The organism is Acinetobacter sp. BEC1-S18-ESBL-01 (genome assembly GCF_014169935.1).
Taxonomy (GTDB): Bacteria; Pseudomonadota; Gammaproteobacteria; order Pseudomonadales; family Moraxellaceae; genus Acinetobacter; species Acinetobacter pittii.
Map to the genome: position 1 here is coordinate 1,900,775 of NZ_AP022302.1, position 25,346 is coordinate 1,926,120.

A 25,346-nucleotide genomic window follows, 5' to 3' on the forward strand; every position below is an offset into this window, starting at 1 on the left:
GATTGTGGTGAATTAATCGGCTAATTCTGGATGCTCAGCGGCAATCCGATACTTTCCTGCGTGGAATACCAATGGTTCACCTTGGCGTTGTTGGTACTGTTCAATTTGACCAATAAAAATCAGGTGATCTCCGCCTTCATACTGATTTACATTGCGACAAACCAAGGTTGCGAGTGCATCAGTCAAAATTGGAACGCCAGCATTGCATTGTTGATGGGCAATGCCTGCAAATTTGTCTTCGGCACCTCGAGCAAAATGCCCCGAAAGCTGATGATGCTCTTGTGCCAACATGTGAATGGCGAAATATTCTGCTTCTACAAAATCAGGTAAACTTGGCGCGGTTTTTGAAAGACTCCACAAAATTAATGGCGGATCTAAAGATAGAGATGAAAACGAATTGGCTGTCATTCCTATTTTCCGACCATCTTTACCACGAGTGGTAATCACGGTAACGCCAGTTGCGAATTGCCCAAGTAAATTACGGATTTCTCTTGGGTTCTCCGCATTAATGGTTTGTAAAGCTAAAGTTTCAATTGTGTCCATTTTTAATTCTCCCTTTGCTGTTTTGCCCTTAAGCCACTTTTGCTGTGGTTTTTGAGGCCAAGAATGCTTGAGCCTGATTTGCATCAAACCACCAAGGGGCAAATGCGCGTGGGTCATCAAAGTTATTAGCCATAATGGAAGCAATGCTTTGGTTTTGGCTTGCGGCTGCTAATAGTTCAACAACATGTGGCTGCGGTGGTACTAACAGACTATTAGTCCAAGCCACGACTTTTTCTGCATAAGCCCAATAACGTTCAAAAGTTTGAGCCATCCATTGTTCGCTAAATCTTTGATTATCATTGGCTAAAATGGCATCGAAATAGATTTTGCTACACTTAGCAGCGTTGTTTGAGCCTTGACCAGTAATTGGATCATTGACCACCAAGGCATCTGCCATACCAAAAATTTGCTTGCCAGACGGTAATGTCAAAATTGGTTTGCGTACTGTCGGCGGGAAACGCCCTGCCAAATATCCGCCTGCATCGGTTAGCTCAACATTTGTGCAACGTTCATATTCCCAAGGCACAAATTTTTTGAGCAAATCCAAACTACATTGCAGATGCTGTTCAGGTGTTTTGACATCTTGCCAGCAGTCCATTGGCCCATTTGGAATTCCTTCAAACACCATAATGTCGCAAGGCCCATTCACGGTAAGTGCTGGAAATGAAAAGTACTCGCCCACTTCTGGAATAATATTAAAAGTCACACGAGAGTATGGGGAAATTGGCTTCATGTTTTTGACATAGGTCAATGCCAAAGCGCGCTGAGGTTTATCAAAAACACTACGTGCATCATCACGCTCAAATTGTTTAACGACTTCACCTTTACCAGCGGCGAGTAATACAAGCTCGTAGTCGTTTGCGAGTTGTTCTAACTCTTCTATTCCCACATCCTGAATCACCAATCGACCGCCACGGCGTTCGAACTCTTCCATCCAATATGGCATTTTGACGCGTTGATCGACCGATTGAGCGTAGCGCTCAAGACGAGCACTCCATTCAAATGCTTTACCACCATTTTCAGGATTGACTAAAGCCAGCCCAATACCTTCTACCGCTGGACATTGTTCTTCCCAAAAATTTAGTCCCAAGTCACGTTCAGTTTGTAAAGCGGTATGAAACATACACTGGCTTGACATGACTTTACCTTGACGGATTTCATCGGCAGTTCGGTTGGTGATCATGGTCACGTCGTAACCTGTATCTAATAAGCCCAAACCAAGCTGTAAACCAGACTGTCCTGCTCCAACAATTGCAATACGGCGCATAATCTTCTCCATAATTTTCTAAATGTGCTTTTAAAACGCTGTGCTATTCGGCTAAACGTGGAATAGCGGGCTGTGATCCTTCAGGGCCCATTACTGAATAGCCACCGTCGACCGCATAATCTGCTCCGGTGACAAAACTCGCAGCGGATGACAATAAAAACAAAACAACATTGGCGACTTCTTCGGGATGACCCAATCGGCCTAGTAAGTGATAATCGGCTGCCACGCTATCGGCTTTTTCACGGTTATTACCGCTGACTTCTGCAATGACACGAGACCATGTCCAACCCGGAGAAACCGAATTGACGCGAATACCATCGGCAGCAAAATCCATTGCCATGCTTTGTGTGAGTTGACGTATCGCGGCCTTAGAAACCGGATATAACCAGCGTCCTGTTTGTGCCACTTTGGCTGAAATGGAAGTAAAATTAACGATTGAACCTTGCTGCTTTTTTAGGTCATTGTATAAAGCACGGCTCAGCTCAACGGTAGAGACCAAATTAAGATCGAGTGCTTGTAACCAGTCCTGACGTGAGGATTTAAAACCATCATCTAAGTAGGTACATGCCAAATTCACCAAGTAACTCACTTCACCTAAATGTTGGTGAATATCCGCCACGGCTTGGTGGATAGCCGCATCGCTGGTTAAATCGGTTTGAATAAACATCACATCATGGTTAAAACTTTCCGCAATTGCCTTGCCTTTGGCATCAATATCTAAGATAGCGACATGAGCACCTGCACTGACTAAAGCTTGCACAACAGCTTTACCAATCAGTGTTGCACCGCCGCTTACCACAGCGACTTTTCCTCTTAAATTTATATTCATTGCAAATACTCCCCTTAACTGACTGGCTTGCCTTCACTACTTGACCAAGATGGCATCAACGTATTGGAAGGAAGATCTTCATCAAGAAGTTTTCGCGCTGTCTCGACACCTGCAACTGGCAAGCCTGTTGGGTCTAATAAACCAATTTGAACGAGTACCGACGCTTGGTCCCAGTAAATATGCTCATGGCACAGCTTTGAACCTCTGAACTGAATTACACCTAACATTGGAATTTCAACGTATTTACCAGTCGGTTTTACACCCGGTAATAACCAGTCAATTTCAGCATCGTGGGTAAAGCTCATAATGAACTCGTCTACCACTTGCGTTGAGCCAACCGTACGAGAGATCGAAGTGATCTTCATATCTTTCGGGTTTTGATGAACAAAGTGATACTGATAAAAACGAGCAAGCTGGCTTTGGCCTACCCCACCAGTTAACGTTGGAATATGGTTGACATAAGGTTCTGCGACCATCGTTGCCATAGTTGCTGGGACGTCACGCGTATCGAACTCATGACGGATATGCTCTTCCCAGAGTGCGACTAGGTCATATTTCGGTCCAATCGTTTCATGTAGAGCTGTTACTGTACGCTCGTGAGCAAAGCGTGCTGAAGGTTTGTGGTAATGGTTGCTTTTTGGTCGTGCAAAGGCATGATCAACGCCTTCGTAAACATAAGCTTGTACATCTGAATATTGATTAGCTGCATCGACAATCGCTTGTCTCGCATCTGGCGGTGTAAATTGGTCCAGTTCTGCAATATGTAAAACCAAACGTCCTTTTACGTTAGCTAACTCATCTAACGCTTTTTCAATGCCTACACCGTAATAACCTACGGCACATGCCACGTCAGAAAGTCGACAGCCTGCCAAATAAGCTAGCTTTCCACCTAAACAATAGCCCACCACGCCGAGACCTGTAGAGGTATCACATTCTGGTCGTGTCTTTAAAAAAGCTAAGCTGTCTTGAATATCTTCAACACCAAGGTTTTCGTCATATTGCTGATAAAGTTCAAAAGCTTTTTGAAAATCATCTGGTGTATCACCGAGTTCAATATTAGGTGCTACACGCCAAAATAAATCAGGAACTAAAACGGTATAGCCTTCTTCTGCAAGAAAATCTGCCTTTTCCCGCATTGCTGCATTCACCCCAAAGATTTCCTGACAAAGCACCACACCAGGTCCTTTTCCTGTTTCTGGTGTCGCTAGATACGCACTGAACTGCTTTCCAGATGCTGTTTTAATTTGAATGGTTTGACCAGCCATAGTGTCAACTCCTGACATTGTTATGGCTTTATCTTCTATCTGAAATTTTTTTTAGACTGTCCAAAAGCTGCAAGCATTATCCAATCTCTGCGCAATTATCAAAATTCATCAAACTGGATAAAAAATTAAAAACAAAGAAACACCTATATTTCAAAAGCTTAAATTAAAAATGAAATAAATGCTTTTTATCTAATTTGGAAAAAATGGATGAAGATTAGGACTTATTGGATAGTGAAGACTGGCTAAAAATAGTTCAATCAAAGATACAGGTTTTGTAACGAATACATTGAATTACTCAGGGAATTAAATAATTTTAAGAAGGAATACATATGAAAACGATAGATGCAAACACGATTATCAATCGCGAAAAACTGTCTCCCTTACAGTGGGTGGTTTTTATCCTAGGCTTTTTTGTCTTTTTCTGTGATGGTCTAGATACGGGAATTATTGGTTTTGTTGCTCCGGCATTACTAGATGACTGGGGAATTACCAAGCCTCAACTTGCTCCAGTTTTAAGTGCCGCTTTAGTCGGCATGTCAATTGGTGCAATTATTTCGGGACCTTTAGCCGATAAGTTTGGCCGTAAAGGCGTTATTGTTTTTACCAGCCTTTTGTTTTCCATATTTACCATTTTGTGTGGCTTTGCCAATTCAACTCAAGACTTAATGATTTATCGCTTTATTACAGGTGTAGGTCTAGGCGCGGCCATGCCAAACATCAGTACCATTGTCTCAGAATATATGCCTGTAAAACGTAAAGCATTTCTTACAGGTCTTGCTGGCTGTGGATTTATGCTGGGTATTTCTTGTGGTGGTGTGTTGTCAGCTTATCTATTAGAAAGCTATGGTTGGGCCAAAGTGATTATTATTGGCGGAAGCATTCCCCTAATTTTAGTGGTTGCTTTATTACTTAAATTACCTGAATCAACGCAATATTTGATTACACGTCATCAACAAGATAAAGCACAGCGTATCTTAGAGAATATTCAAGGCCATTCTTTCCAAGAGCCTATAAAACTTGTTTTAACTCAAGCAGAAAATACCTCAGATAAAAATCCGGTTAAAGTGGTTTTAGGAAAATATCTTTGGGGTTCAAGCATGCTTTGGCTCTGCTGTTTTACTAGTCTTTTGGTGTTCTATCTTTTAACAAGCTGGATGCCAACGATTTTAAAAACAGCAGGTTTCAGTACCCAACAGTTTAGTTTAATTGCTGCGATTTTCCCTTTTGGTGGTGTAATTGGCGCAACCATTATGGGATGGTACATGGATAAACTGAACCCAACTACAGTCATTAAATATTCATATCTGATTGCTTTCGTCCTATTCATTGTTGCAGGTTTGGTGAGCTCAAATATTTTCTTATTGGGTCTTACTATTTTCTTAATTGGTGCTTTACTCGCTGGTGCACAGTCTTCATTACTGCCACTTGCAGCTATGTTCTATCCAGCAGTATGCCGCGCAGTTGGAGTTTCATGGATGCATGGTATCGGTCGTATCGGTGCAATTTTAGGCGCTTTCTTTGGTTCGCTCATTTTCACTTTCAACCTAAGCTTAAGCGGTATTTTCTTTATTCTAGCAATACCAACCTTCATCTCATTTATTGCACTTAGCCTAAAAGTAATTTATGAGAAATCTAAACACAAACAAGTGTTAAAACTCGAAGAAAGTCTATAAATATTAATCGATAAATAAAAAACTGATTTAGTTGCCTAAATCAGTTTTTTTATTTGGAAAATTAAATATCAGAAAATTTTGCCTTTGGTCTCACTTGGGTTTTCTCCAAATTCTTCACGATATTCTTGAGAAAAACGGCTTAAATGGTTAAAGCCCCAGTCATACGCAAGCTTTGAAATAGAAACCTTTTTATCTGCTCCTGTAGTGCTCAAGATTTTATAAATTTGTTGGAGTCGATATTTTTTCAAATACGACATTGGGCTGGTGCCGTAGTATTGTTGAAATTCATCATACAATTTTGATTTTGAAACCCCCGCCAAACGCTGCAAGTCTTCTGCACAGATTTCTTCGTGAGCATGTTCAATAATAAAATTACGAACCTTTCGAATATAAGCTGGCTCATCTTGATGTGAGAGTGACTTTAAAGCTTCAGAGTAGTTGTTTTCTTGAGATAATAGTAAGGCTTTAATTACAAAATTTTCATAGTCTTCAGATAACATCTGTAAACCATAAAAATTGCTATATTGCGATTTTAGCTGTAAAAAATTCTGAATATTCTTCCACCACGCTCCAATCAGTTGCTCAGAGTCTAAGTGCATTTCAGGGTTAAAAATGATAGGCGTTTCTATAGGTTTATTCAGTAAATCTGCAAGGACAATCTGCATACTTCGTTCAGGAATAACCACCTGAAATTTTCTACAGTCTTTATCGATAATCAGATCTTGTTGATCATTATTTGAAACAATTAGGCCTCTGTTTTCATCAGATTGATAATGAGCGCCACGAATATTGAGAGCTTGTCGACCTTGTATCGGCAAACTAATGCTATACGCTTTTAAATTTGAGATGTTGATGGCAACGTTTGCACCATAACTGATTGTACCGATTGCCATTTTTTTATTAGGCAAACGCATTCCGTCATAGTGAAAATCGAGAGTGTCTTTGTAAATTGTGTCTAGACGGTGTTCACCACAAATCGTGGACATCAAATTCTGCGCAAATTCAGCTTTGCGTGAATAATGATTGAGTTCCATCTGTTGGCTGAGTGATATCATATCCTTTTCACCTAGCTAAAACTTATTGCTAAAAAAGCAACTTGTATGCCAATTAATATCCTTTAATTGACGAGTTTTCCTGAAAATATCTAATCAGGAAATAGCGTAAATATTACTTTCTCATACTCTATTAAATTTTAAAAATGGAAATAAGTTAAATACCTTTAAAGTATAAATTTATACCCTAACGAACTTATTTTCTTAGTTTTTTATAACAACTTATAGTAGAGATAAAGCATTATTTTGAACAATAGATAATCATAAATTTTTAACGAATAAAAAAACCGCTTATATAGAATAAGCGGCTTTTATAAAACAATTAAATTATTGGGCCGTATAACCGCCATCCATCACGACAGCTTGGCCTGTTACCCCACCTGCTTTGCTACTCGCAAGGAAAATCGCATAGTCAGCAATTTCTTCAACAGAGAGTAAACGCTTTTGAGGAACCATTGCCAAAATTACATCTTCAAGTGCGCTGTCTAAACTCACATTACGGGTTTTAGCCAAATCTGCAATTTGACCACGGACCAATGGTGTATCTACATACCCCGGACATAAAGCATTTACCGTAATACCATCACGTGCACATTCCAAAGCTGCAACTTTTGTTAGGCCAATTACGCCGTGTTTAGCACTGTTATAACCTGCCTTTCCAGCGAAACCAATCAAGCCATTAATTGAAGCCATATTAATAATACGGCCATATTTTTGAGCTTTCATAATTGGAAAAACATGTTTAATTCCAATAAATGCCCCCGTTAACATGACTTGAACTAACTTTTGAAAAACAGCAATTGGAAACTCTTCAATAGGCGCAACATGCTGGAAACCAGCATTATTAATTAAGATATCAACTGTACCAAAGGTCTTTTGAGTCAGCTCAATGGCTTGTTTATAAGCATCTTCATCAGTCACATCACATGGTGCAGATAATGCATCAAAACCTCGCTCTTTAAGTGAGTTTGCTGTTTCTTGACACTTTTCAGCATTCATATCAGAAATAACAACTTTGGCACCTTCTTGAGCAAATTTCTTAGCAATCTCTAGACCGATACCACTTGCAGAACCTGTAATAAAAGCGACCTTACCGTCTAAAAGTTTTGTCATTTATTTACTCCTTAATACTTATAACGTGCTGATTTAAACAATACCTGTTACGATAAAGACCGTAATGACCACAAATACCGCTAACGTTTTAATTACCGTGACTGCAAAAATATCTTTATAGGATTGTTTATGGGTTAAGCCTGTAACAGCGAGTAAAGTGATAACAGCACCATTATGCGGAAGCGTATCCATACCGCCTGATGCCATTGCAACCACACGGTGCATGACTTCTGGTGGAATACCCGCAGCTAAAATCGCGGCGTTATATTGTTCAGCCATCGCACTTAAAGCGATACTCATACCCCCAGAAGCTGAACCAGTAATACCTGCTAAAACTGTTGTCGTCACAGCTCCATTGACTAGTGGATTTGTAAAAGTGCTGCTCATTGCATGACTAATTATGGCAAAGCCTGGTAATGACGCAATAATTGCACCGAAACCATACTCAGATGCGGTATTCATCACTGCTAAAAGTGAGCCGCCAATACTGGCATTAATGCCCTCTTTGAAGTTCGTCACTACACGTTGATAATCAAATAAAATTGCAGAAATAATTCCAACAATCAGCGCAAGACCCACTGCCCAGATCGCACCAGTTTTTGTAACATCCACGGTGTAATCCGCTAGACCGACAGTGGCAAAATCAAAACCATTTGGATACCACTCTTTGATTGCTTTAGACAAATATTTGTTCATTACAGCAACAAGAATAAGAGGTACAAAAGCTAAAAACTGACGAGCCGTACTTTCATTATTTTGCAAGTTCATATCGGCTTCAATTTCTTGAGACGAGGTATTGTCTACTCCAAAGCCAGAGTATCCTTCACCTGCTTTTGCAGCAGCGCGGCGACGCCATTCTAAGTAAGCCAAACCCATGCATAAAACAAAAATAGCACCAATAATTCCTAGAAATGGTGCGGCATAAATATTGGTGCCAAAGAATGTGGTTGGAATTACGTTTTGGATTTGTGGTGTACCCGGCAATGCATCCATAGTAAATGTAAATGCACCCAGCGCGATGGTTCCCGGAATTAAACGTTTTGGAATATTGGCTTGTCTAAATAGCTGGTTTGCAAAAGGATAAATGGCAAATACAGCAACAAATAAACTAACACCGCTATAGGTTAAAATTGCACCTAACAATACAACGGTTAAAATTGCTTTTTTTGCTCCAATCCATCTCACAATGGTTCGTGCAATAGACTCAGCAATTCCTGACATTTCAACGACTTTACCGAAAATTGCTCCGAGTAAAAATACAAGAAAGTAATCTTTAATAAAGTTCACCATTTTGGGCATAAATACACCCGAATAAAACGGTAAGACATTGGCTGGGTTAATGAGTAGAACAGCAAGTAAGGCACAAATTGGTGCCATTAGAATAACTGAAAAACCCTTGTAAGCTGTATACATTAACAGCCCAAGTGAAAGTAGAATTACAAATAATTCCCACATATATTCCTTCTCCCTAAAGAATAGATATTAGGTTCAATAAAATTACCAAAAGATATTTAGGTTATCCCAAACCTAAAATGATAAAAATCACAGTATCTATGAGTGGTAATAGGTAAATGAGCTTAAAAATAAAATATCACTAAAATATTTAAAAACAATGCAATTTATTTAAATTTTAAAATATCAATAAAATACAATAACTTATTTTCTATAGGTGGTAAAATACCATCATTTAAAAGCCTTTATTTTTTAATAAAACTTATTAATTGTTGAGTAAATTAAATTAATATCTCTATATTATTTAATAAAGACAATTAAATAATATATTTTTTAAATTAATTTGATAATATAATTCATCTTATTCTTTTGAAATATTGCGCAGATAATTTTTTATCTTTATTTGAATAAAGCAATTTGAAGCTTAATCATCAAAAGATTAGAACAGGAATATAGAGTCGTGTTTTTAATATTCTCATCTTTACTCGAAAACGGCGCTTGTTTATTAAAGATAACTTCTACTTCTGTCACTAGAGTTAGACAATGTAATGAATACTATTACATGTCTACTGATAGAATTTATAATTTAGACTTTTCACTAGTATATAAGTTATGAATAAAAGAAATATTTTGTTCACTCTTCAAACTGGATTGATCATCCTACTTAATGGATGTACCGATACTTCTCTGGCTCAAAATAAGGTTATTGTTCCAAAAATTGGTTACTCTGGTAATGCTGATAATGAAAGCTATAGTGAGGCACAAATCAAGATTGAAGGCTCTTGTGTTTATTTAATGAATACAAATGATCGAGTGATTCCTATTTTTGCAACTAAAGATGCTCATTGGAATAGCAATAAGTATCTTTTAATTGTTGACTCAAAAGAATATAAAGATGGTGACACGATTGCTTATGGCAGCGGAGAAGCTTATCCCGTTAATTTGAACAACTACAAATGGATAATTAAACCTGATACTACATGTGATTTAAGTAAAGGCGTTATTATCAATCAATTTATAGAACCTCTTACTAAAAACTAAAGAAAAAAGCCCCTATATGAAAATTCAAATCTTAGCCTCTTTAACTGCTTTTAGCCTAACATCTTGCATGGTAAAGCCTACTATAACTAACCATGAAGAGGTTTCTATTCAACCGATACTTATTACAAGCAATACGAAAAGTAATATTTCAATGATGGCTTCAGCACATGGAAAGCTTATAGCAGATAAAAATGGATGTATCAGACTGGGCGATGAAAAAGGTCCGTTGATTATTTGGCCTTATGGCAGCAAATTTATAAAGTGGTATCTATATTTCTTTAACACATTTTAGTGAAGCTGCCTTTAAGTCGTTATCAGCTTTATAAATCATATTTGAAGTAGAGGCACTTAAAATTGTTCTAGCTTCGAGTATATCTTTGTTAAGAAACTTAACTTCTAAAACCATACCATTTTGAAGATAAATTATATTATTAAAATACTTAACTTTATTGAATACTACATGTCCACTAGTATCGTCGCAAAGTATTCCATTACCATCTGCGTCAAGTTTTATGGTTGATATGCTTGGGCCGATTGAAATCGTCCATACCCCTGACACTAAAGGTATAGAAGGCTGTATTTCGCTAAATTTATTATTAGTCATTTGGGTAGTTGGGCTTACACATCCACTTAATGAAAAAATTAAGCTTAATGAAATTATCTTTTTCATGAAATTACTCCTTTTAATTATGACTAAAACTTAACAGTTCAGAAAATAAAAAACTATCAGTTCATATAGCGCCCTACCCCATACACACTAGACCTGATTGAACCAATATGAGATGTTTGATATGCATCAATACCTACAATAGAGACCACAAAAGATTTCACGACCCCCATAGTGATTTTCTTTACCTTATCTTCTACTTATTTAGCCACACCAAGACTAGAACTAATCGGCTTATCCTTTTCAAGCCCATATACATCTCTGCAAACTTTAATATTTAATTGATATCCATATTCCGGAAACAAAACTAAAAATTAGATAAATAAATGCAGCAATAATTATGGAAAAAAGGACTATGATGACTCCGTTAGTGATATGGTCTCCATTGGTACCATTCTCAGTGTTTTCCTTGGGATTAATTATCATTGGGGTATTTAAAGATTTTTTTGCCTCATAGAATCCCCAGCCTATACCCAGCAAAACAATTAGTACCACAAAACCAACTCCAATATCATAAATAACTTCCTCAGCAGCATATTTATCATTTGAAGCTGAAACACACTTTTCAAAGTATTTTTTTTCAATTTCAGACAGTGTGGAGATTGATTTTTGATCTTTAAACATATCTTTAAAACGGATATTGCATGTCTCAATAAATTCTTCTTTATCGTCAGTTCCATCTCCCTCGTAATTACTTGGACGTGAAATATATATTGAACTATGTGTAGTTGTAGCCATCTAATTACAGTAATTTATATACAAAATGATAGTTTAATTGATAGTAAAAAATATTCAATTTAGGCCTTACTCAAATGAATCAAAAACCAATGACAATGACATGTTCAAACCTTTCATATGATTTTTATAAAGCCTTATCTCAAAATAGTAAAAATTAATATATTCTTTTGGATACTTACTAACTAAATTATAAAAGTGCCGTTCACTCATTAAGGATGCGCATTTAATTTTTTGACGTCTAATTTTTAGCTTTATTCATCTTTTTATCTTTATGGGGGTGGACAAATTTATACTCTTTATTTTTAAAAATAGCATTTATTTAATTTAGATTATTCAATAGAATAACAATATAAAATCTTGATAAGAAAACAAAATATGATATGGATTAAATTTATAATATACCCTTTGGGGATGTTTGTACTGTGGCAAATTATTTTCATAATTACGCAACTCTCTTTAACATACCTAAATACGCCACAAGTCATTGTAGCTATACTTTCATTGATCATAAATTGCGGTATGCAAATTTTGATTGGTTATAAAATCCCTCAATTAGCACCAAAATATAAATTTGTAGCGAGTGCTACATACATTATTCTCTTCACCTTTTTGTTAGCAATCTATTCAACAACTATTTTATTAGAAGGCTTAAAAGTTGCTCCTCAAGCAATTTGGCTAGGTTATTTGTTTTTCCATGTAGTTGGAATGGCTCTATACTTTGCTAATAACACAGATGAGTTTTGTTGGGAAAATTTACTGAAGTAGCTCAGCCTATTGTCCCCTGCTTTATTTTTATTTTTTTGTCAAAAAAACATCATATTAGACAAATTTTCGTATAAATTACCCATCTAGATGAGTTGGGCAATCTAAAGGATAGAAATGACGCTTAAACAATTAAAAGCTTTTTTAGCCCTTGCGCGTACACTCAACTATGCTAATGCATCATTAGAGCTACATCTCAGCCAGTCTGCTTTAAGTCTTACTATCAAAAGCTTAGAAGAAGAATTAGGCGGAAAACTATTTAACCGTAATACTCGCCGTGTTGAGCTTACCCAAGAAGGTAAATCCCTTATTCCCTACGCTAAAAAATTACTCGCCAATTGGGATGAAATGGAAAACGATGTTAAACAACGTTTTAAGCTCAATCGTGGAACTTTAAGTATCGCTTCAATGCCCTTCGTGACTCATGCGATTCTGCCTGAAGTAATTCATCAATTTTTAGAACTTCATCCCAACTTGAACTTTTCAATTCAAGATATTCCAAATGAGACCATTATAGAAAAAGTACAAGACGGTATTTTTGAGCTTGGTATCTGCTTTGAACCTGATCTCACCGAAGGCCTAGAGTTCAAACCACTATTTGAAGAAGATTTCTTAGCTCTATTACCAAAGACTCACCCACTTGCTCAATCATCTTCTATTACATGGCAAGAGCTTTGTTCAAATCCATTCGTGACATTGCAAAAACCTTCAATTGTTCGATATTTGGTTGAGCAGAATTGTTTGCGAAATAATATAACGCTCGATTTGAAAGTTGAATGTCATCAAATTTCATCACTCTCAAGCTTTGTGGCTTATGGAATTGGGGTGAGTGCAATTCCAAGGCATTTTGCTAAACACATTGATAAAGAACATAACGTACTCATTGAGTTAAAGGATGAATCTATTCATAAGACTGTAGGAATTGTTTATAAAAAGAACTTTGAAATTTCAAATATTTCGACTCAATTTATTGAAGCTTTGATTCAATATAAATTTTAAAAAATTAAAGACTGCTTTTTAGGATGAGCTAAGCATACGCTTAAGCTAAAATTATTAATTATTATAATTTTCAATGATATGAGGTGATTTTTTAAAGTATTTTTCTTTATGTTCGTCTGATCTTTTGTAGACGATTTGAAACCATTCATTGACTATACTTATTAATCATTTAAAAAAATTAACTTCTATAACGCAAAATGTGATGCTAAAACTAAGATTACTAAGGGATATAGGATAACAATAGAATGAATAAAGTTTATGCCAATGCAGAGGCAGCACTAAAAGACGTTATTGCAGATAATCAAACACTTGCCGTAGGTGGTTTTGGTTTATGTGGAATTCCGGAAAAACTGATTGTTGCAGTTAAGCAAAGTGGTGTGACTGGTCTCACATGTATTTCAAATAACGCAGGTGTAGATGATTTCGGCTTAGGTATATTGCTTCAAACCAAACAGATCAAAAAAATGATCTCTTCTTATGTTGGTGAAAACAAAGAATTTGAGCGCCAATATTTAAATGGTGAACTTGATGTAGAACTTACTCCACAAGGTACTTTAGCTGAAAAGTTACGTGCTGGCGGTGCTGGAATTCCGGCGTTTTATACACAAACCGGCGTTGGTACACTCGTTGCAGAAGGTAAAGAAGAACGTACCTTTAATGGCAAAAACTACATTTTAGAGGAATCTTTAACAGCAGACGTGGCTCTTGTTAAGGCCTATAAGGCAGACAAGGCTGGTAACTTAGTGTTCCGTAAAACTGCTCAGAATTTTAACCCTGAATGTGCAATGGCTGGAAAAATTACAATCGCCGAAGTTGAACAGGTTGTTGAAATTGGTGAATTAGATCCGGATGAGATCCATTTAGCGGGTATCTATGTAAACCGCATTGTACTTAATGCGTCACCTGAAAAACGTATTGAGCATAAAACTTTAAGCACGGAGGCAGTATAAAATGGCTTGGTCGCGTAATGAAATGGCACAACGTGCTGCAAAAGAACTTGAAGACGGTTTTTATGTCAATTTAGGTATTGGCTTACCTACTCTAGTTGCTAATTATATTCCTGAAAATATTAATGTTTGGCTTCAGTCTGAAAATGGCCTATTAGGTATTGGTGAGTTTCCAACCGAAGAAACTGTCGATGCAGATTTAATTAATGCTGGGAAACAAACGGTTACTGCTCGCCCTGGTGCTGCTTTTTTCTCAAGCTCAGAATCTTTTGCCATGATCCGCGGTGGCCATGTCAACATTGCAATTTTAGGTGCAATGGAAGTTTCTGAAAATGGTGACTTGGCGAACTGGATGATTCCTGGCAAGAAAGTCAAAGGTATGGGTGGTGCAATGGACTTGGTTGTTGGTGTCCAAAAAGTTGTAGTGCTTATGGAACACTGTGCAAAAGATGGTACGCCAAAGATCGTTAAAAACTGTAGCCTACCTTTAACAGGTAAAAGTGTGGTTCATCGCGTCATTACTGACTTAGGTGTAATGGACATTACACAACAAGGCGTAGAGCTGATTGAACTTGCTAAAGATGTCACGCTTGAACAGATTCAAGCTGCTACAGGTGTTGAGTTTTATAAAACCTTAGTCGCTTAAATTTTAATTTTTAGTAAGCCAGATAAGACTTAAGTTAGAAAGTGAGCTTAAGTCTTAGCCCTTTTAAGCACTGGATGTGCTGTCTATAAATAAGAACGAGAAGGATTTTTTCAGCTATGGAAAAACAGCAAGGAATTTTTGAAAGATTTGCTCTTCGGATTAGTGACTGGTCTGAAAAATGGTTTCCTGATTCATATATTTTTGCATTACTTGGCGTCATTATCGTGTCAGTTGCCGCTTTAGGTATTGGTGCACCTATTCACGATGTTGCGACTTCCTTCGGTAACGGTTTCTGGAGTCTTATTCCCTTTACCCTGCAAATGACGATGCTCATTATTGTAGGTTATGTCGTTTCTGTATCTAAGCCCGTAAAGTTCCTAATCCAAAAAATGGCACGTATTCCAAATTCTGGACGTGGTGCTATTGTTCTAGTTGCAACCGTCAGCTTGTTAATTTCACTGGTCAATTGGGCAGTAAGCACGATTCTTACTGCACTTTTAGTGATTGCATTAGCAAAACGTAAAGAGCTGAATATGGATTACCGTGCAGCGGCAGCGGCAGCAATTATTGGTATGGGGGCAACTTGGGCACTTGGAATCAGCTCTTCGGCAGCACAGCTTCAAGCGAATAAAACCAGTTTACCTGAGTCAATTTACAACCTAACTGGTGTTATTCCATTTACTGAAACGATTTTCCTTTGGCAATCAATTGCGATGACCATTATTTTGGTCATTGTTTCAATCGCAATCGCGTATTGGTCAGCTCCAAAAGGTAATAATGTTAAAACGATTGATAGTTTTGATGTGCAGTTTGAAGAAGACAAACCACACGAGGAAAAATCTAATCGTCCAGGTGACTGGTTAGAAAACTCGCCTATCTTAACGATTATTGTGGTTGCATTAGGCTTAATCTGGATGTTTTTTGAGTTTTCAAAAAGTAATCCAATCATTGCTATTTCAAGTTTAAACACCTACAACTTTGTGTTTTTAATGCTTGGTTTAGCGTTACATGGCACACCACGAAACTTCTTAAATGCTGTTTCAAAGGCAGTTCCGGCTGTCTCAGGAATCTTAATTCAGTTTCCACTTTACGGAAGCATCGCCTTTATTATGACGCAAGCTTTAAACAGTCAAGATTTATCACTGTCGCATTATATAGCTGAGTTTTTCGTTTCAATCGCCTCAAAAGAAACCTTCGCAATTGTGATGGGAATTTACTCTGCCATCCTTGGGTTCTTTGTGCCATCTGGCGGTGGAAAATGGATTATTGAAGCTCCATATGTCATGCAAGCAGCAAATGATTTAAAGGTTCATTTGGGTTGGTCTGTACAAATTTATAATGCAGCCGAAGCTTTACCAAACTTAATCAATCCATTCTTTATGCTTCCAATGTTAGGAATTCTAAAACTAAAAGCAAAAGATGTGATTGGTTTTACAGTCACTCAGCTCGTTGTGCATTTTCCATTAGTTTTATTTTTATTATGGTTCTTTGGAAGAACACTTAGCTACACCCCACCTACTTTTTAATTTACTGGCGCCTTTAGTTTCGGCTAAAGGCAAATTTAGCAAATACATCAATAAGAGATATTAAGATGAGTTCAATTGTTATAGTTTCAGGTAGCCGTACTGCAATGGGCGGTTTTCAAGGCAGTCTATCGGCTTTAACTGCACCAGAACTTGGCGCTGCTGTTATCCGTGAATCTATTCAACGTGCAGGTGTTGCACCTGACCAAGTAGATGAAGTTATTTTTGGTTGCGTATTAAGTGCAGGTATTGGCCAAGGCCCTGCTCGTCAGGCGATGCGTAAAGCTAGTGTACCTGATCATGTCGGTGCAGTTACCATTAATAAATTGTGTGGCTCTGCCATGAAAGCGGTGTTAATGGCATCAGATACTCTAAAAGCAGGCAGTGCCAATATTATTGTAGCAGGTGGCATGGAATCTATGACCAATGCGCCTTATATTTTACCCAAAGCTCGCGGTGGTTACCGTATGGGTCACGGTGAAATTAAGGACCATATGTTTTTAGATGGTCTTGAAGATGCAGAAACAGGCCGCTTAATGGGTTCGTTTGCGCAAGACATGGCAAACACTAAAGGCTTTACACGTGAGCAAATGGATAACTTTGCAATTTCTTCACTTAAAAAAGCGCAAACTGCGATTACGGAAGGTTACTTCAAAGAAGAGATTGTTCCTGTTGAAGTAAAAACACGTAAAGGTGTCGAAGTTATCGATCAAGATGAGCAACCATTAAAAGCGAATCTTGAGAAGATCCCAACATTGCGTCCAGCTTTTAGTAAAGATGGGACAATTACAGCAGCTAACTCAAGCTCAATTTCTGATGGTGCTGCTGCATTAGTACTCACCACTGAAGAATATGCTCAAAGCCATGGTTTAAATACTTTAGCAAAAATTGTTGCAACTTCTACTCACTCACAACATCCAAGCGAATTTACCATTGCTCCAATTGGTGCAATTCAAAAAGTACTTGAGCATGCTGGCTGGTCTGTTGATGAGGTAGATGCTTGGGAAATTAATGAAGCTTTTGCAATGGTCGCAATGGCGCCAATTCATGAACTCGGGATTGACGAAGCAAAAGTAAACATCCATGGCGGTGCTTGTGCTTTAGGCCACCCAATTGGCGCAACTGGCTCAAGAATTATTCTTTCTCTTATCTATGCTTTAAAACGCCTTGGTAAGAAGAAAGGTGTTGCTGCGTTATGTATTGGTGGTGGTGAAGCTACAGCTGTTGCAATTGAAGTCTAAAAATCAAACCACGCAGAAGATGTAAGAATTTTTCTTACATCTTCTTTTTTAGACTTTAAAAAGTTCATAACAGGTTTGACGGAACCATTTATGGCTACTTTTATGATGGCAAGACATATGCCAATGTTGTTTAACATCATAAGTTGGGAAGTCTAGAGGTGCTGGTAAAATCTGTAAATTTTCTCTCACCAATAAGACTTGGCTTAAATAATACGGCACTGTTGCGATCGCATCTGTTTCTTGAACGACTAATCCCACTCCAAGATAGCTCGGTAATCGAATTAAAATATTTCGATCCAATCCTTTGTTCTGTAATTCATTTTTAATATGGTAATGCCCAATTCCCGCGTCAATGTCGATATGATACTCGCGCATATAATCATCTAAAGTAAAATTATTTGGGTCTAAACGAGGATGGCTCTTAGAGCTAATCACCACATAATATTGTTTAAAAAACTTTTGTTGATAAAAGCCTTCTTCTAATTGGGGTAAAAAGCCAATTGCAAGATCAATCTCACCATTTGCCATTTGATAGCTGGTTTCTGGTGTAATCGGCCTAATATTCAAGCGAATTAAAGGCGCTTTCTCTTTTAAATAGTTTGTTAATTGCGGTAATAAAACCAGATGAGATACATCTGTCATTGCAATTGTAAAAAGCTGATCTGAAGTTAGCGGATCAAAGTTCACACTAAAGTTATTAATGCTTTCCACTTTATCAATAACTTCACTAATGAGCGGAAAAATCTCCTTTGCTAATTCGGTTGGGATCATCTCATTCCCAACACGAATAAAAAGTGGATCATTAAAATGCTGACGGATTTTGTTCAGTCCATTACTAACGCTCGGTTGTGTAAGGCCAATAGCATCAGCAGCCATTGAAACACTTTTAAACCGATAAATATGATAAAAAATATTTAGTAATCTACTATCTAGATCAAACAAAATTGTCTCCGTCTGGATCAAATAATCCATTCAAAAGGAATGAAATCAGGCACAGCAAATATAAAAATGCTCACTAGATTTCTGAATTATTGATATATGGTCTAAATTAACAAAGAATCTAGACCATGAGCAATGCTTTATAAAGCCTTTCATCACAAAGACAAAGGTGTGAGCTCTTTAATTGATTACTTTGTATGTAAATATCTTGAAGACATCACATATCATTATAAATTTTAATCATGCTGAGTTTGGAAGCCCTTCCAGATTTGCTGAACTGATTTGTTATCGCTCAAGTTATTTTTAAAAATGTAAATATCTTGCGGCAGGCAGTATTCATTATGGTCCAACATGACCAATTTTCCGGTAGCGAGATCTTCCTCTACATTAATTTTTGGAATCCATGCTACACCTAAACCTTGTAATACAAGCTCTTTCAAGTTGGTAGCATTGTCAGTTTCATATAAGGTTTTATAGATCAGTTTACTTTCAATCAATTGATCGACCAATTTGCGCAAATAAGCATGTTTACTATAAGCAAGTAATGAAAAATTACTCTGAATTGTATGCTTAGGCGTATGATCTGCTTCAGTAGCTGACACTGGAACAATCTCTGTTTCAGCGATCTTGATGCCACTTAAAATATCATCCCCAACTCGATTAATATTAGATCGATCTGCATAACAAATCATAAAATCGCAAGCACCTTCTTTTAAAAGAGATAAGCCTTCACCACTATTTGTCGCGACAATTTCGATTTTTAAATCACGCATAAATGTTGGGAATTTTTTTAAAAAAGTGGTTAAAAAACCTGATGCTAATGAGTGGACAACACAGAAACGAATCGTAGATTCGGTTTCATTTTTGATGTTTTTAATCAGCTTTGCTGTTTCTTCTACCTGCTTCTCAATATTTTTAGACATCACCAGCATAATCCGTCCAATGTCTGTAAATTCAATATTATTTTTATTATTTCGAATAATAACTTCAGCTCCGATCATCTCTTCTATTTGCTGAATTCTACGCGTAAACGCAGATTGACTAATAAATCGTTTTTCGGCTGCTTTTGAAATAGAACGCTCACGCTCAAGTGTCAAAAGGTCTTCTACCCAACGTACTTCTAAGTTCATTTTATGCATTCCCTTTTTATAGTTATGTCCTTAATCTGTCTGGTTGGGAAGCTGAATAAATAGCTGAATAGATGAATAAAAACTATAAAACATGGGAGTACCTGCAAAAATGCGATGGAGGGTTGGCAAAGCCAAACAATAAAAGTAAGTATTTAAATAATTCTGACATAGAAAAGAGCGTAAGAGAATAAAAGACTTTGATTTAACTCAACAACTCATACAAATATAAAATTATTATCCTAAAAATTATTTTAAATCAAAAAGTAAAGAGCATATAAAGCAAGTAAATAACAAGTTTTAAGTTAATAAAAAACAGAAATAACCCTATGCTTTACTCATGTTTTTTTATAAAAAAAGTCCGCACCTTGGGGAAGAATACGGACTGTAAAACTGAAATTGACTATCTTGCTTATTTCAGGAATTAAGCTCTCTGACTCAATAAATTCATTTAAATCAGAAGATATGCTTGTAGTATAGCTCAGTCCATAAAACCTGACTATTCTACTAAAGTATTTAACTTAAGATTGAATTAAAACGAATTCTTAATATTCACCAATGAGGTAATATAACTTTCTTGAAATTTCAACCATCATATTAGAAGTATATTGAGTAATTTCAAAAACTTGCTTTTTCTGGGGATTGAACACCATATTGTCATTTTCATCACTAAAAAAGATATAAGTGGTGTATTTATCCATATGGTGGATATGCTCTTTTAAGCTTAATTTTTCCCCAGAATTGGGATCATAGGCGATAAACTTCATTCTCATGAATTTTGTCTCTATACATACAGTTTTTTACCAAAATTTTAAAAAAATCTAGATAAAACAATATTTTGATGGATAATATGAAATAGTTAACCTAAGAACTGAGGCTACTTGTAAGATATGGGCACAATACTATTAGCTTTGTTTACCGAGGTTTCAGCAGAAGCGATTGATTGCTCTGCTTCTTTAAGCAGACGAGAAGTTTTAGACTCACTTTTCTCTTCACCGTGGAAAAGCACATAGTATGTAAAACTTCCCAAAATAATTAATGCGGCTGTGACTTTTAACATAAACTTAAAACTAAGATTTTTTCGTATTATAGTGTTTTTTATGTGAAATGCATCACATTTTTATATGAATTTGTTAGATAAGCTTCACTTTAAAAGCTAATAATAAAGATAATTAAGTTGATATTTCATTTAAATTAATCAGTCTTAATTTTTACAATGGGTTTCTTTCAAAAATTAGATGACCATTCATTGTATCAAGCAAATTTTGAAATTAACTTCATCTAAATCTTAAGTTATTAATTTATATAGTTAAATTAATAGTTTAAAATGAACCCTCCAAGTTAGTTCACTATAAAATTAAAAAAATGATATGCAAAAAATGCATAATCAACTTGATAAATGCATTAGAAGTGAAGCATTTCGAAATCTAATATGAATTATCTTCTTTACTAATTCGAAGTTTAATGATGAACGCTGAAATTACCACCCGTATTGAGAAGGATCTTATTGGTTATAGAGAGATCAATAATAACGACTACTACGGAGTTCAAACATTACGTGCTCTAGAAAACTTTAATTTAACTCAAAGCAAGGTCGGAAATTTCCCTCACCTTATTAAAGCTTTAGCAATGGTAAAGCTTGCTTGTGCTGAAGCGAACTATAATCTTAAAAGCTTAGATCAGACTAAATTTGAAGCGATTGAATACAGCTGTAATCAACTTATTCGTGGTAATTTTCACGACCAGTTCCCAATTGATATGATGCAAGGCGGTGCTGGTACTTCAACCAATATGAATGCAAATGAAGTATTAGCAAACGTCGCTTTAGAATATATGGGACACGCAAAAGGCCAATATCAATATTTGCATCCTAATAATGACATTAACATGTCACAGTCAACAAATGACGTGTACCCTACTGCGATTCGCTTAGGTTTGTTATTAAGCTTAGATGAACTAAATCTTCCTTTTAACAACTTAATCTTAAGTTTCCGCAATAAATCTCAAGAATTTGCTCATATTCTAAAAATGGGCCGTACACAGTTACAAGACGCTGTGCCAATGACATTAGGTCAAGAGTTTGGTGCTTTTGCAGTAACTTTACAAAAAGACCTTGAGCAAATTAATACGCTTATTCCAAATATTTTAGCGTATATGAACCTTGGTGGCACGGCGATTGGTACGGGAATTACTACTGAATATAGTTACCGTGAACTTGCGATTCAAGCGCTTGCAAAAATTTCTGGTAAGAAAATTAAGTCTGCTCCTGATCTAATCGAAGCAACTTCAGATATGGGTGACTTTGTTCTTTTATCTGGTTTATTAAAGCGTACCGCAACTAAACTTTCAAAAATTGCTAATGACTTACGTTTACTTTCAAGTGGTCCACGTACTGGCATTAATGAAATTAATTTAGAAGCTCGCCAACCGGGTAGCTCGATCATGCCGGGTAAAGTAAACCCAGTTATACCTGAAGCAATGAACCTTGCTTGTTTCCAGATCATTGCAAATGACTTGGCTGTAACTTTAGCTGCTGAAGCGGGCCAATTACAGTTAAATGCAATGGAACCACTTATTGCATTCAAACTGTTTGAATCTATGGATTTGCTTGGTAAGGCAATGGCAATGTTCCAAAGTAAGTGTATTGATACAATTACGGCGAACCCTGAGCATTGTAAGGCTTTGGTTGAAAACTCGATTGGTATCGTGACTGCACTTAACCCATATCTAGGTTATGAAACTACAACTCGTATTGCTAAAACTGCAAACGAAACTGGACAAAGCGTATTGGCTTTAGTTCAAAATGAAGGTTTATTATCGGCACAAGTGCTTGATGATATCTTGTCGATTAATAATATGGTTAAACCAAAAATGTCGGCTTAATTCCTGAAAATAAAAAAGGAGCTTTTATAGGCTCCTTTTTTATTTGTTCTATATTTTAAAAACTGAAAGTTGTAGAGAACTGGGCTGTACGTGGATTACCTAAGAATAAATAGTCATCACCCATAAATACACCTACATCACGCCAATATTTCTTATTAAACAAGTTATCAATATTGAATCTAAAAGTTGTGTCATGCCCAGCAAAATTTGTTTTATAGGCCGCACCAATATTAAAAACGCTGTAACCGCCTACTTTTGCAGTTCCCTCTTTGTTTGCATATTTACTGCTACTGTATTGCATGCCACTCAATAATCTTAACCCTTCAACTGAAGGTACTTTATAAGATAACTGTGCAGTTGCGCGTACTTTCGGTACATTTTGAGTTTGATGACCTTTGTAGCTGTCACTATCAATATCAACTAGACGAGATTTGGTATAGGTAATACCTGAACTAACATCGAGTGTATCGGTTAAAGCGCCCGTTAAACCTAATTCAATACCTTGATTGTGTTGTTCACCTTGTGAAACAAAATCGAAAGTTCCATCTGCATTCACTTTGCTATATTGATTATCTTGTTTTAAATCAAAAATAGCTGCTGTTACTAAGAAGTTGCGTATTTGTTGTTTAACACCAACTTCATATTGTTCAGAATTTTTAGGAGATAGAACTTCTAGAGCATTATTAGCGAACCACGGAGCTTCTCCACCATCCGATAATCCTTTGGCATATGAAGCATAAAGGTTAGTCCCAGCAGTTGGACTATACATGAGCGCTAATTGTGGCAAGAACTTGTTTAAGTCGGTATTACGACTTTGTTGCCCATCTGGATTATAAGTTTGCTCATCAAGATGAATAAGTTTTCCACCGAGTAAAGTTGACCATTGATCATTAAATTGAACTCGGTCAGATATAGTAAATGCAGTCTGATCACTTTCTAAGGCTTTATAACGATCACCTAAGCTTTCAGATGACGGGCTATAGTCAATCGTATCTTCATAGATATTGCCTGTTCCTACCGCTACATTCAGTGGTGTATGGTGCTTTAAGGTTTTATATGTACGTTGTAATTCGAAAGCGATTTGATGCTGGATATTAGCAGTGTTGAATTGACCATTTAACCCAGCAGCGAACTGGTTAGTAATACGTGTATCATCTGGGCTACGGAAGTCATAAATGTCATAATTCCCGTGTTTATCAAAAGTATTGCCCAAACCAGTAACTTCACAATTATCGTTATAACATCCCCATGGGAAAGCACTATTATCATCAATCACAACACGGCTTTGCGATGCAGTTAAGCTAGCATTCCATTGATCATTAAATGCATATTTATATTTCAAACTTGCATTTACACTGTTATTTACAACAGGTTTACTCCAAGACTGATAACCCAATAAACGGTCTTGATCTACATTTGTTGGTACTTCTTGCCCATCAAGCAGTTGATAACCTGGTACTGAACGTTGACTTTGCTGCTGAGCTTCAATATCAAACAATAATTTAGAACGATCATTAATTTTCCAGTCTAAAGCAACTGAACCAAACTCTCGTTTACCATTTGCGTGATCAACATTTGGATGGATGCTTTCATGGGCTAAATTGATTCGATAACCAAAACTATCATTAACAAAGCCGCCGACATCTGTTGCCAGTGTATAGCCGCCTTCTGAATTTGCATCTACAGTAATGTTTTTAACATCGGCAGGTCTTTTGGTGACATAGTTAACCACACCACCTGGCGTCGACATTCCAGATTGAATTGCAGAAATACCTTTTAAAATTTCAACTTGTTCTTTATTTTCTAAAGCCACATTTTGTTCGCCACGTATAGTATGGCTATTAATGAGATAACTTGAGCCTAAATCAAGCGCAAAACCACGTGCTACAAAATTTGGATAGTAGCCAATTGCAGCATAGCCATCCCCTAAAGAGGAATCATTTTTAATAACATCAGTTAAAGTTTTTGCGTGTTGGTCTGCTATACGCTCAGAGGTAATGGTTGTAATAGATGCAGGAACTTTCTTTACATCACTAGTTTGAAAACCAGATAAATTAACTTTTTTAGACGTATATAGTGCCTCATTATTTTGTGTAGCGTTCACAGTAATGGTTGGGAGCTGCGAAACCTCCGCTTCATTTGCATAGACGGCAGATGTTATGAGTGCAATAGATGAAGCCAATGCTGTTTTAGAGCATGTCATGAAGTGAAAATTTAACGAACGTCTTTCCATTGAATAACTACCTGCCATACCGTGCATAATTTGAAGCGCTAGAAGTAACTGCTGAGCCTATTTTTAGCCACGCAAGAATACAGCTACATATATTGAGAAACAATACATTCTGTACTTTTTCGATTAAGTGTATTTGATACAAATTTTATGAACTTATCATTATATAAATTTCATTTATTTTATTAGGAATTGACGCTATAACTTTTTAAGTATTACCAAATATTCGAAATAAACTTAAGTTCGAAATGAAACTTAAAAGGAGAAATAAAATAGAAAAGTACCGTTGTAAATTACCTCACTGATTTTAAATAGAATTAATTATTAAGTTAAATGAAAGGAAGTGTTCGATCATTGGTAAAATTATCTTTAAATCGAACAAAAGGACGTAATTTTACTAGAAACAAAT

25 protein-coding genes are annotated in these 25,346 nt (G+C 36.5%); 9 read left to right on the plus strand and 16 right to left on the minus strand.

Annotated features, from left to right (window positions below; translation table 11 throughout):
* Positions 1 to 12: 12 nt before the first annotated feature.
* The 4 genes from H7R46_RS08880 to H7R46_RS08895 are packed head-to-tail and all read right to left on the minus strand — an operon-like array spanning position 13 to position 3,904.
* On the minus strand, positions 13 to 543 hold the full coding sequence (locus H7R46_RS08880; protein ID WP_005069271.1) for a flavin reductase family protein: 531 nt from the start codon (positions 541 to 543) through the stop codon (positions 13 to 15).
* A 28-nt stretch (positions 544 to 571) separates the two neighbouring features.
* Positions 572 to 1,810, minus strand: coding sequence for a styrene monooxygenase/indole monooxygenase family protein (locus H7R46_RS08885; RefSeq protein WP_005069273.1), 1,239 nt, complete (start codon positions 1,808 to 1,810; stop codon positions 572 to 574).
* A gap of 43 nt (positions 1,811 to 1,853) precedes the next feature.
* Positions 1,854 to 2,639: an SDR family oxidoreductase gene (locus H7R46_RS08890; protein WP_005069275.1), complete on the minus strand. Its 786-nt coding sequence runs from the start codon at positions 2,637 to 2,639 to the stop codon at positions 1,854 to 1,856.
* Positions 2,640 to 2,653: 14 nt separating this feature from the next.
* Positions 2,654 to 3,904, minus strand: coding sequence for a dienelactone hydrolase family protein (locus tag H7R46_RS08895; protein ID WP_000918631.1), 1,251 nt, complete (start codon positions 3,902 to 3,904; stop codon positions 2,654 to 2,656).
* A gap of 329 nt (positions 3,905 to 4,233) precedes the next feature.
* On the opposite strand from H7R46_RS08895, the gene H7R46_RS08900 reads away from it, so the two are divergent.
* Positions 4,234 to 5,577, plus strand: coding sequence for an MFS transporter (locus H7R46_RS08900; protein WP_005069278.1), 1,344 nt, complete (start codon positions 4,234 to 4,236; stop codon positions 5,575 to 5,577).
* Between the two features lie 68 nt (positions 5,578 to 5,645).
* On the opposite strand, the gene H7R46_RS08905 is transcribed toward H7R46_RS08900, so the two are convergent.
* The 4 genes from H7R46_RS08905 to H7R46_RS08920 form a co-directional block, all read right to left on the minus strand.
* Complete coding sequence (locus tag H7R46_RS08905) at positions 5,646 to 6,632, minus strand: AraC family transcriptional regulator (protein ID WP_005069281.1); 987 nt, start codon at positions 6,630 to 6,632, stop codon at positions 5,646 to 5,648.
* 324 nt (positions 6,633 to 6,956) lie between these two features.
* Positions 6,957 to 7,742 carry a 3-hydroxybutyrate dehydrogenase gene (locus H7R46_RS08910; RefSeq protein ID WP_005069284.1) on the minus strand — a complete coding sequence of 262 codons (786 nt, stop codon included), beginning with the start codon at positions 7,740 to 7,742 and terminating at the stop codon, positions 6,957 to 6,959.
* Positions 7,743 to 7,775: 33 nt separating this feature from the next.
* A complete protein-coding gene (locus H7R46_RS08915; protein WP_005069288.1) occupies positions 7,776 to 9,197 on the minus strand; it encodes a GntP family permease in 1,422 nt (473 codons plus the stop codon).
* Positions 9,198 to 9,593: 396 nt separating this feature from the next.
* On the minus strand, positions 9,594 to 9,725 hold the full coding sequence (locus tag H7R46_RS08920; protein WP_002113882.1) for a hypothetical protein: 132 nt from the start codon (positions 9,723 to 9,725) through the stop codon (positions 9,594 to 9,596).
* 81 nt (positions 9,726 to 9,806) lie between these two features.
* On the opposite strand from H7R46_RS08920, the gene H7R46_RS08925 reads away from it, so the two are divergent.
* Positions 9,807 to 10,235, plus strand: a complete 429-nt coding sequence (locus H7R46_RS08925; RefSeq protein WP_002113545.1) for a hypothetical protein — start codon at positions 9,807 to 9,809, stop codon at positions 10,233 to 10,235.
* 268 nt (positions 10,236 to 10,503) lie between these two features.
* Here H7R46_RS08925 and H7R46_RS19500 read toward each other — a convergent pair whose 3' ends face one another.
* From H7R46_RS19500 to H7R46_RS08945, 3 genes are all read right to left on the minus strand, one after another.
* The gene (locus H7R46_RS19500) at positions 10,504 to 10,905 is read right to left on the minus strand and encodes a J517_1871 family lipoprotein (protein ID WP_005069291.1); all 402 of its coding nucleotides are present in this window, start codon (positions 10,903 to 10,905) and stop codon (positions 10,504 to 10,506) included.
* A gap of 56 nt (positions 10,906 to 10,961) precedes the next feature.
* Positions 10,962 to 11,075, minus strand: a complete 114-nt coding sequence (locus tag H7R46_RS08940; RefSeq protein WP_128839948.1) for a hypothetical protein — start codon at positions 11,073 to 11,075, stop codon at positions 10,962 to 10,964.
* Between the two features lie 97 nt (positions 11,076 to 11,172).
* On the minus strand, positions 11,173 to 11,526 hold the full coding sequence (locus H7R46_RS08945; protein ID WP_078210417.1) for a hypothetical protein: 354 nt from the start codon (positions 11,524 to 11,526) through the stop codon (positions 11,173 to 11,175).
* Positions 11,527 to 12,015: 489 nt separating this feature from the next.
* Between H7R46_RS08945 and H7R46_RS19215 the strand changes: the two genes are divergently transcribed.
* The 6 genes from H7R46_RS19215 to H7R46_RS08975 all read left to right on the plus strand — a co-directional run bounded on the left by H7R46_RS19215 (position 12,016) and on the right by H7R46_RS08975 (position 17,758).
* Positions 12,016 to 12,405: a hypothetical protein gene (locus H7R46_RS19215; RefSeq protein ID WP_025465552.1), complete on the plus strand. Its 390-nt coding sequence runs from the start codon at positions 12,016 to 12,018 to the stop codon at positions 12,403 to 12,405.
* Positions 12,406 to 12,519: 114 nt separating this feature from the next.
* On the plus strand, positions 12,520 to 13,401 hold the full coding sequence (locus H7R46_RS08955) for a LysR family transcriptional regulator (protein WP_002113536.1): 882 nt from the start codon (positions 12,520 to 12,522) through the stop codon (positions 13,399 to 13,401).
* A 245-nt stretch (positions 13,402 to 13,646) separates the two neighbouring features.
* A complete protein-coding gene (locus H7R46_RS08960; protein ID WP_005069295.1) occupies positions 13,647 to 14,351 on the plus strand; it encodes a CoA transferase subunit A in 705 nt (234 codons plus the stop codon).
* Position 14,352: 1 nt separating this feature from the next.
* Positions 14,353 to 14,994: a 3-oxoacid CoA-transferase subunit B gene (locus H7R46_RS08965; protein WP_002113731.1), complete on the plus strand. Its 642-nt coding sequence runs from the start codon at positions 14,353 to 14,355 to the stop codon at positions 14,992 to 14,994.
* 116 nt (positions 14,995 to 15,110) lie between these two features.
* Positions 15,111 to 16,520 carry a short-chain fatty acid transporter gene (locus H7R46_RS08970; protein WP_002113591.1) on the plus strand — a complete coding sequence of 470 codons (1,410 nt, stop codon included), beginning with the start codon at positions 15,111 to 15,113 and terminating at the stop codon, positions 16,518 to 16,520.
* A 65-nt stretch (positions 16,521 to 16,585) separates the two neighbouring features.
* Complete coding sequence (locus tag H7R46_RS08975) at positions 16,586 to 17,758, plus strand: thiolase family protein (RefSeq protein ID WP_002113802.1); 1,173 nt, start codon at positions 16,586 to 16,588, stop codon at positions 17,756 to 17,758.
* Positions 17,759 to 17,806: 48 nt separating this feature from the next.
* Here H7R46_RS08975 and H7R46_RS08980 read toward each other — a convergent pair whose 3' ends face one another.
* The 4 genes from H7R46_RS08980 to H7R46_RS08995 form a co-directional block, all read right to left on the minus strand.
* Positions 17,807 to 18,700 (minus strand): LysR family transcriptional regulator, encoded by an 894-nt coding sequence (locus H7R46_RS08980; RefSeq protein WP_031945298.1) that lies wholly within the window; start codon positions 18,698 to 18,700, stop codon positions 17,807 to 17,809.
* A gap of 233 nt (positions 18,701 to 18,933) precedes the next feature.
* Positions 18,934 to 19,827 carry a LysR substrate-binding domain-containing protein gene (locus H7R46_RS08985; RefSeq protein WP_005069303.1) on the minus strand — a complete coding sequence of 298 codons (894 nt, stop codon included), beginning with the start codon at positions 19,825 to 19,827 and terminating at the stop codon, positions 18,934 to 18,936.
* Positions 19,828 to 20,369: 542 nt separating this feature from the next.
* Positions 20,370 to 20,591 (minus strand): hypothetical protein, encoded by a 222-nt coding sequence (locus H7R46_RS08990; RefSeq protein WP_014206692.1) that lies wholly within the window; start codon positions 20,589 to 20,591, stop codon positions 20,370 to 20,372.
* A 110-nt stretch (positions 20,592 to 20,701) separates the two neighbouring features.
* A complete protein-coding gene (locus H7R46_RS08995) occupies positions 20,702 to 20,884 on the minus strand; it encodes a hypothetical protein (protein WP_002113649.1) in 183 nt (60 codons plus the stop codon).
* A 404-nt stretch (positions 20,885 to 21,288) separates the two neighbouring features.
* Between H7R46_RS08995 and H7R46_RS09000 the strand changes: the two genes are divergently transcribed.
* On the plus strand, positions 21,289 to 22,707 hold the full coding sequence (locus H7R46_RS09000) for an aspartate ammonia-lyase (RefSeq protein ID WP_032013041.1): 1,419 nt from the start codon (positions 21,289 to 21,291) through the stop codon (positions 22,705 to 22,707).
* Positions 22,708 to 22,762: 55 nt separating this feature from the next.
* Here the strand turns inward: H7R46_RS09000 and H7R46_RS09005 are convergent, their stop codons facing one another.
* Complete coding sequence (locus tag H7R46_RS09005; RefSeq protein ID WP_025469818.1) at positions 22,763 to 24,967, minus strand: TonB-dependent siderophore receptor; 2,205 nt, start codon at positions 24,965 to 24,967, stop codon at positions 22,763 to 22,765.
* Positions 24,968 to 25,346 lie beyond the last annotated feature (379 nt).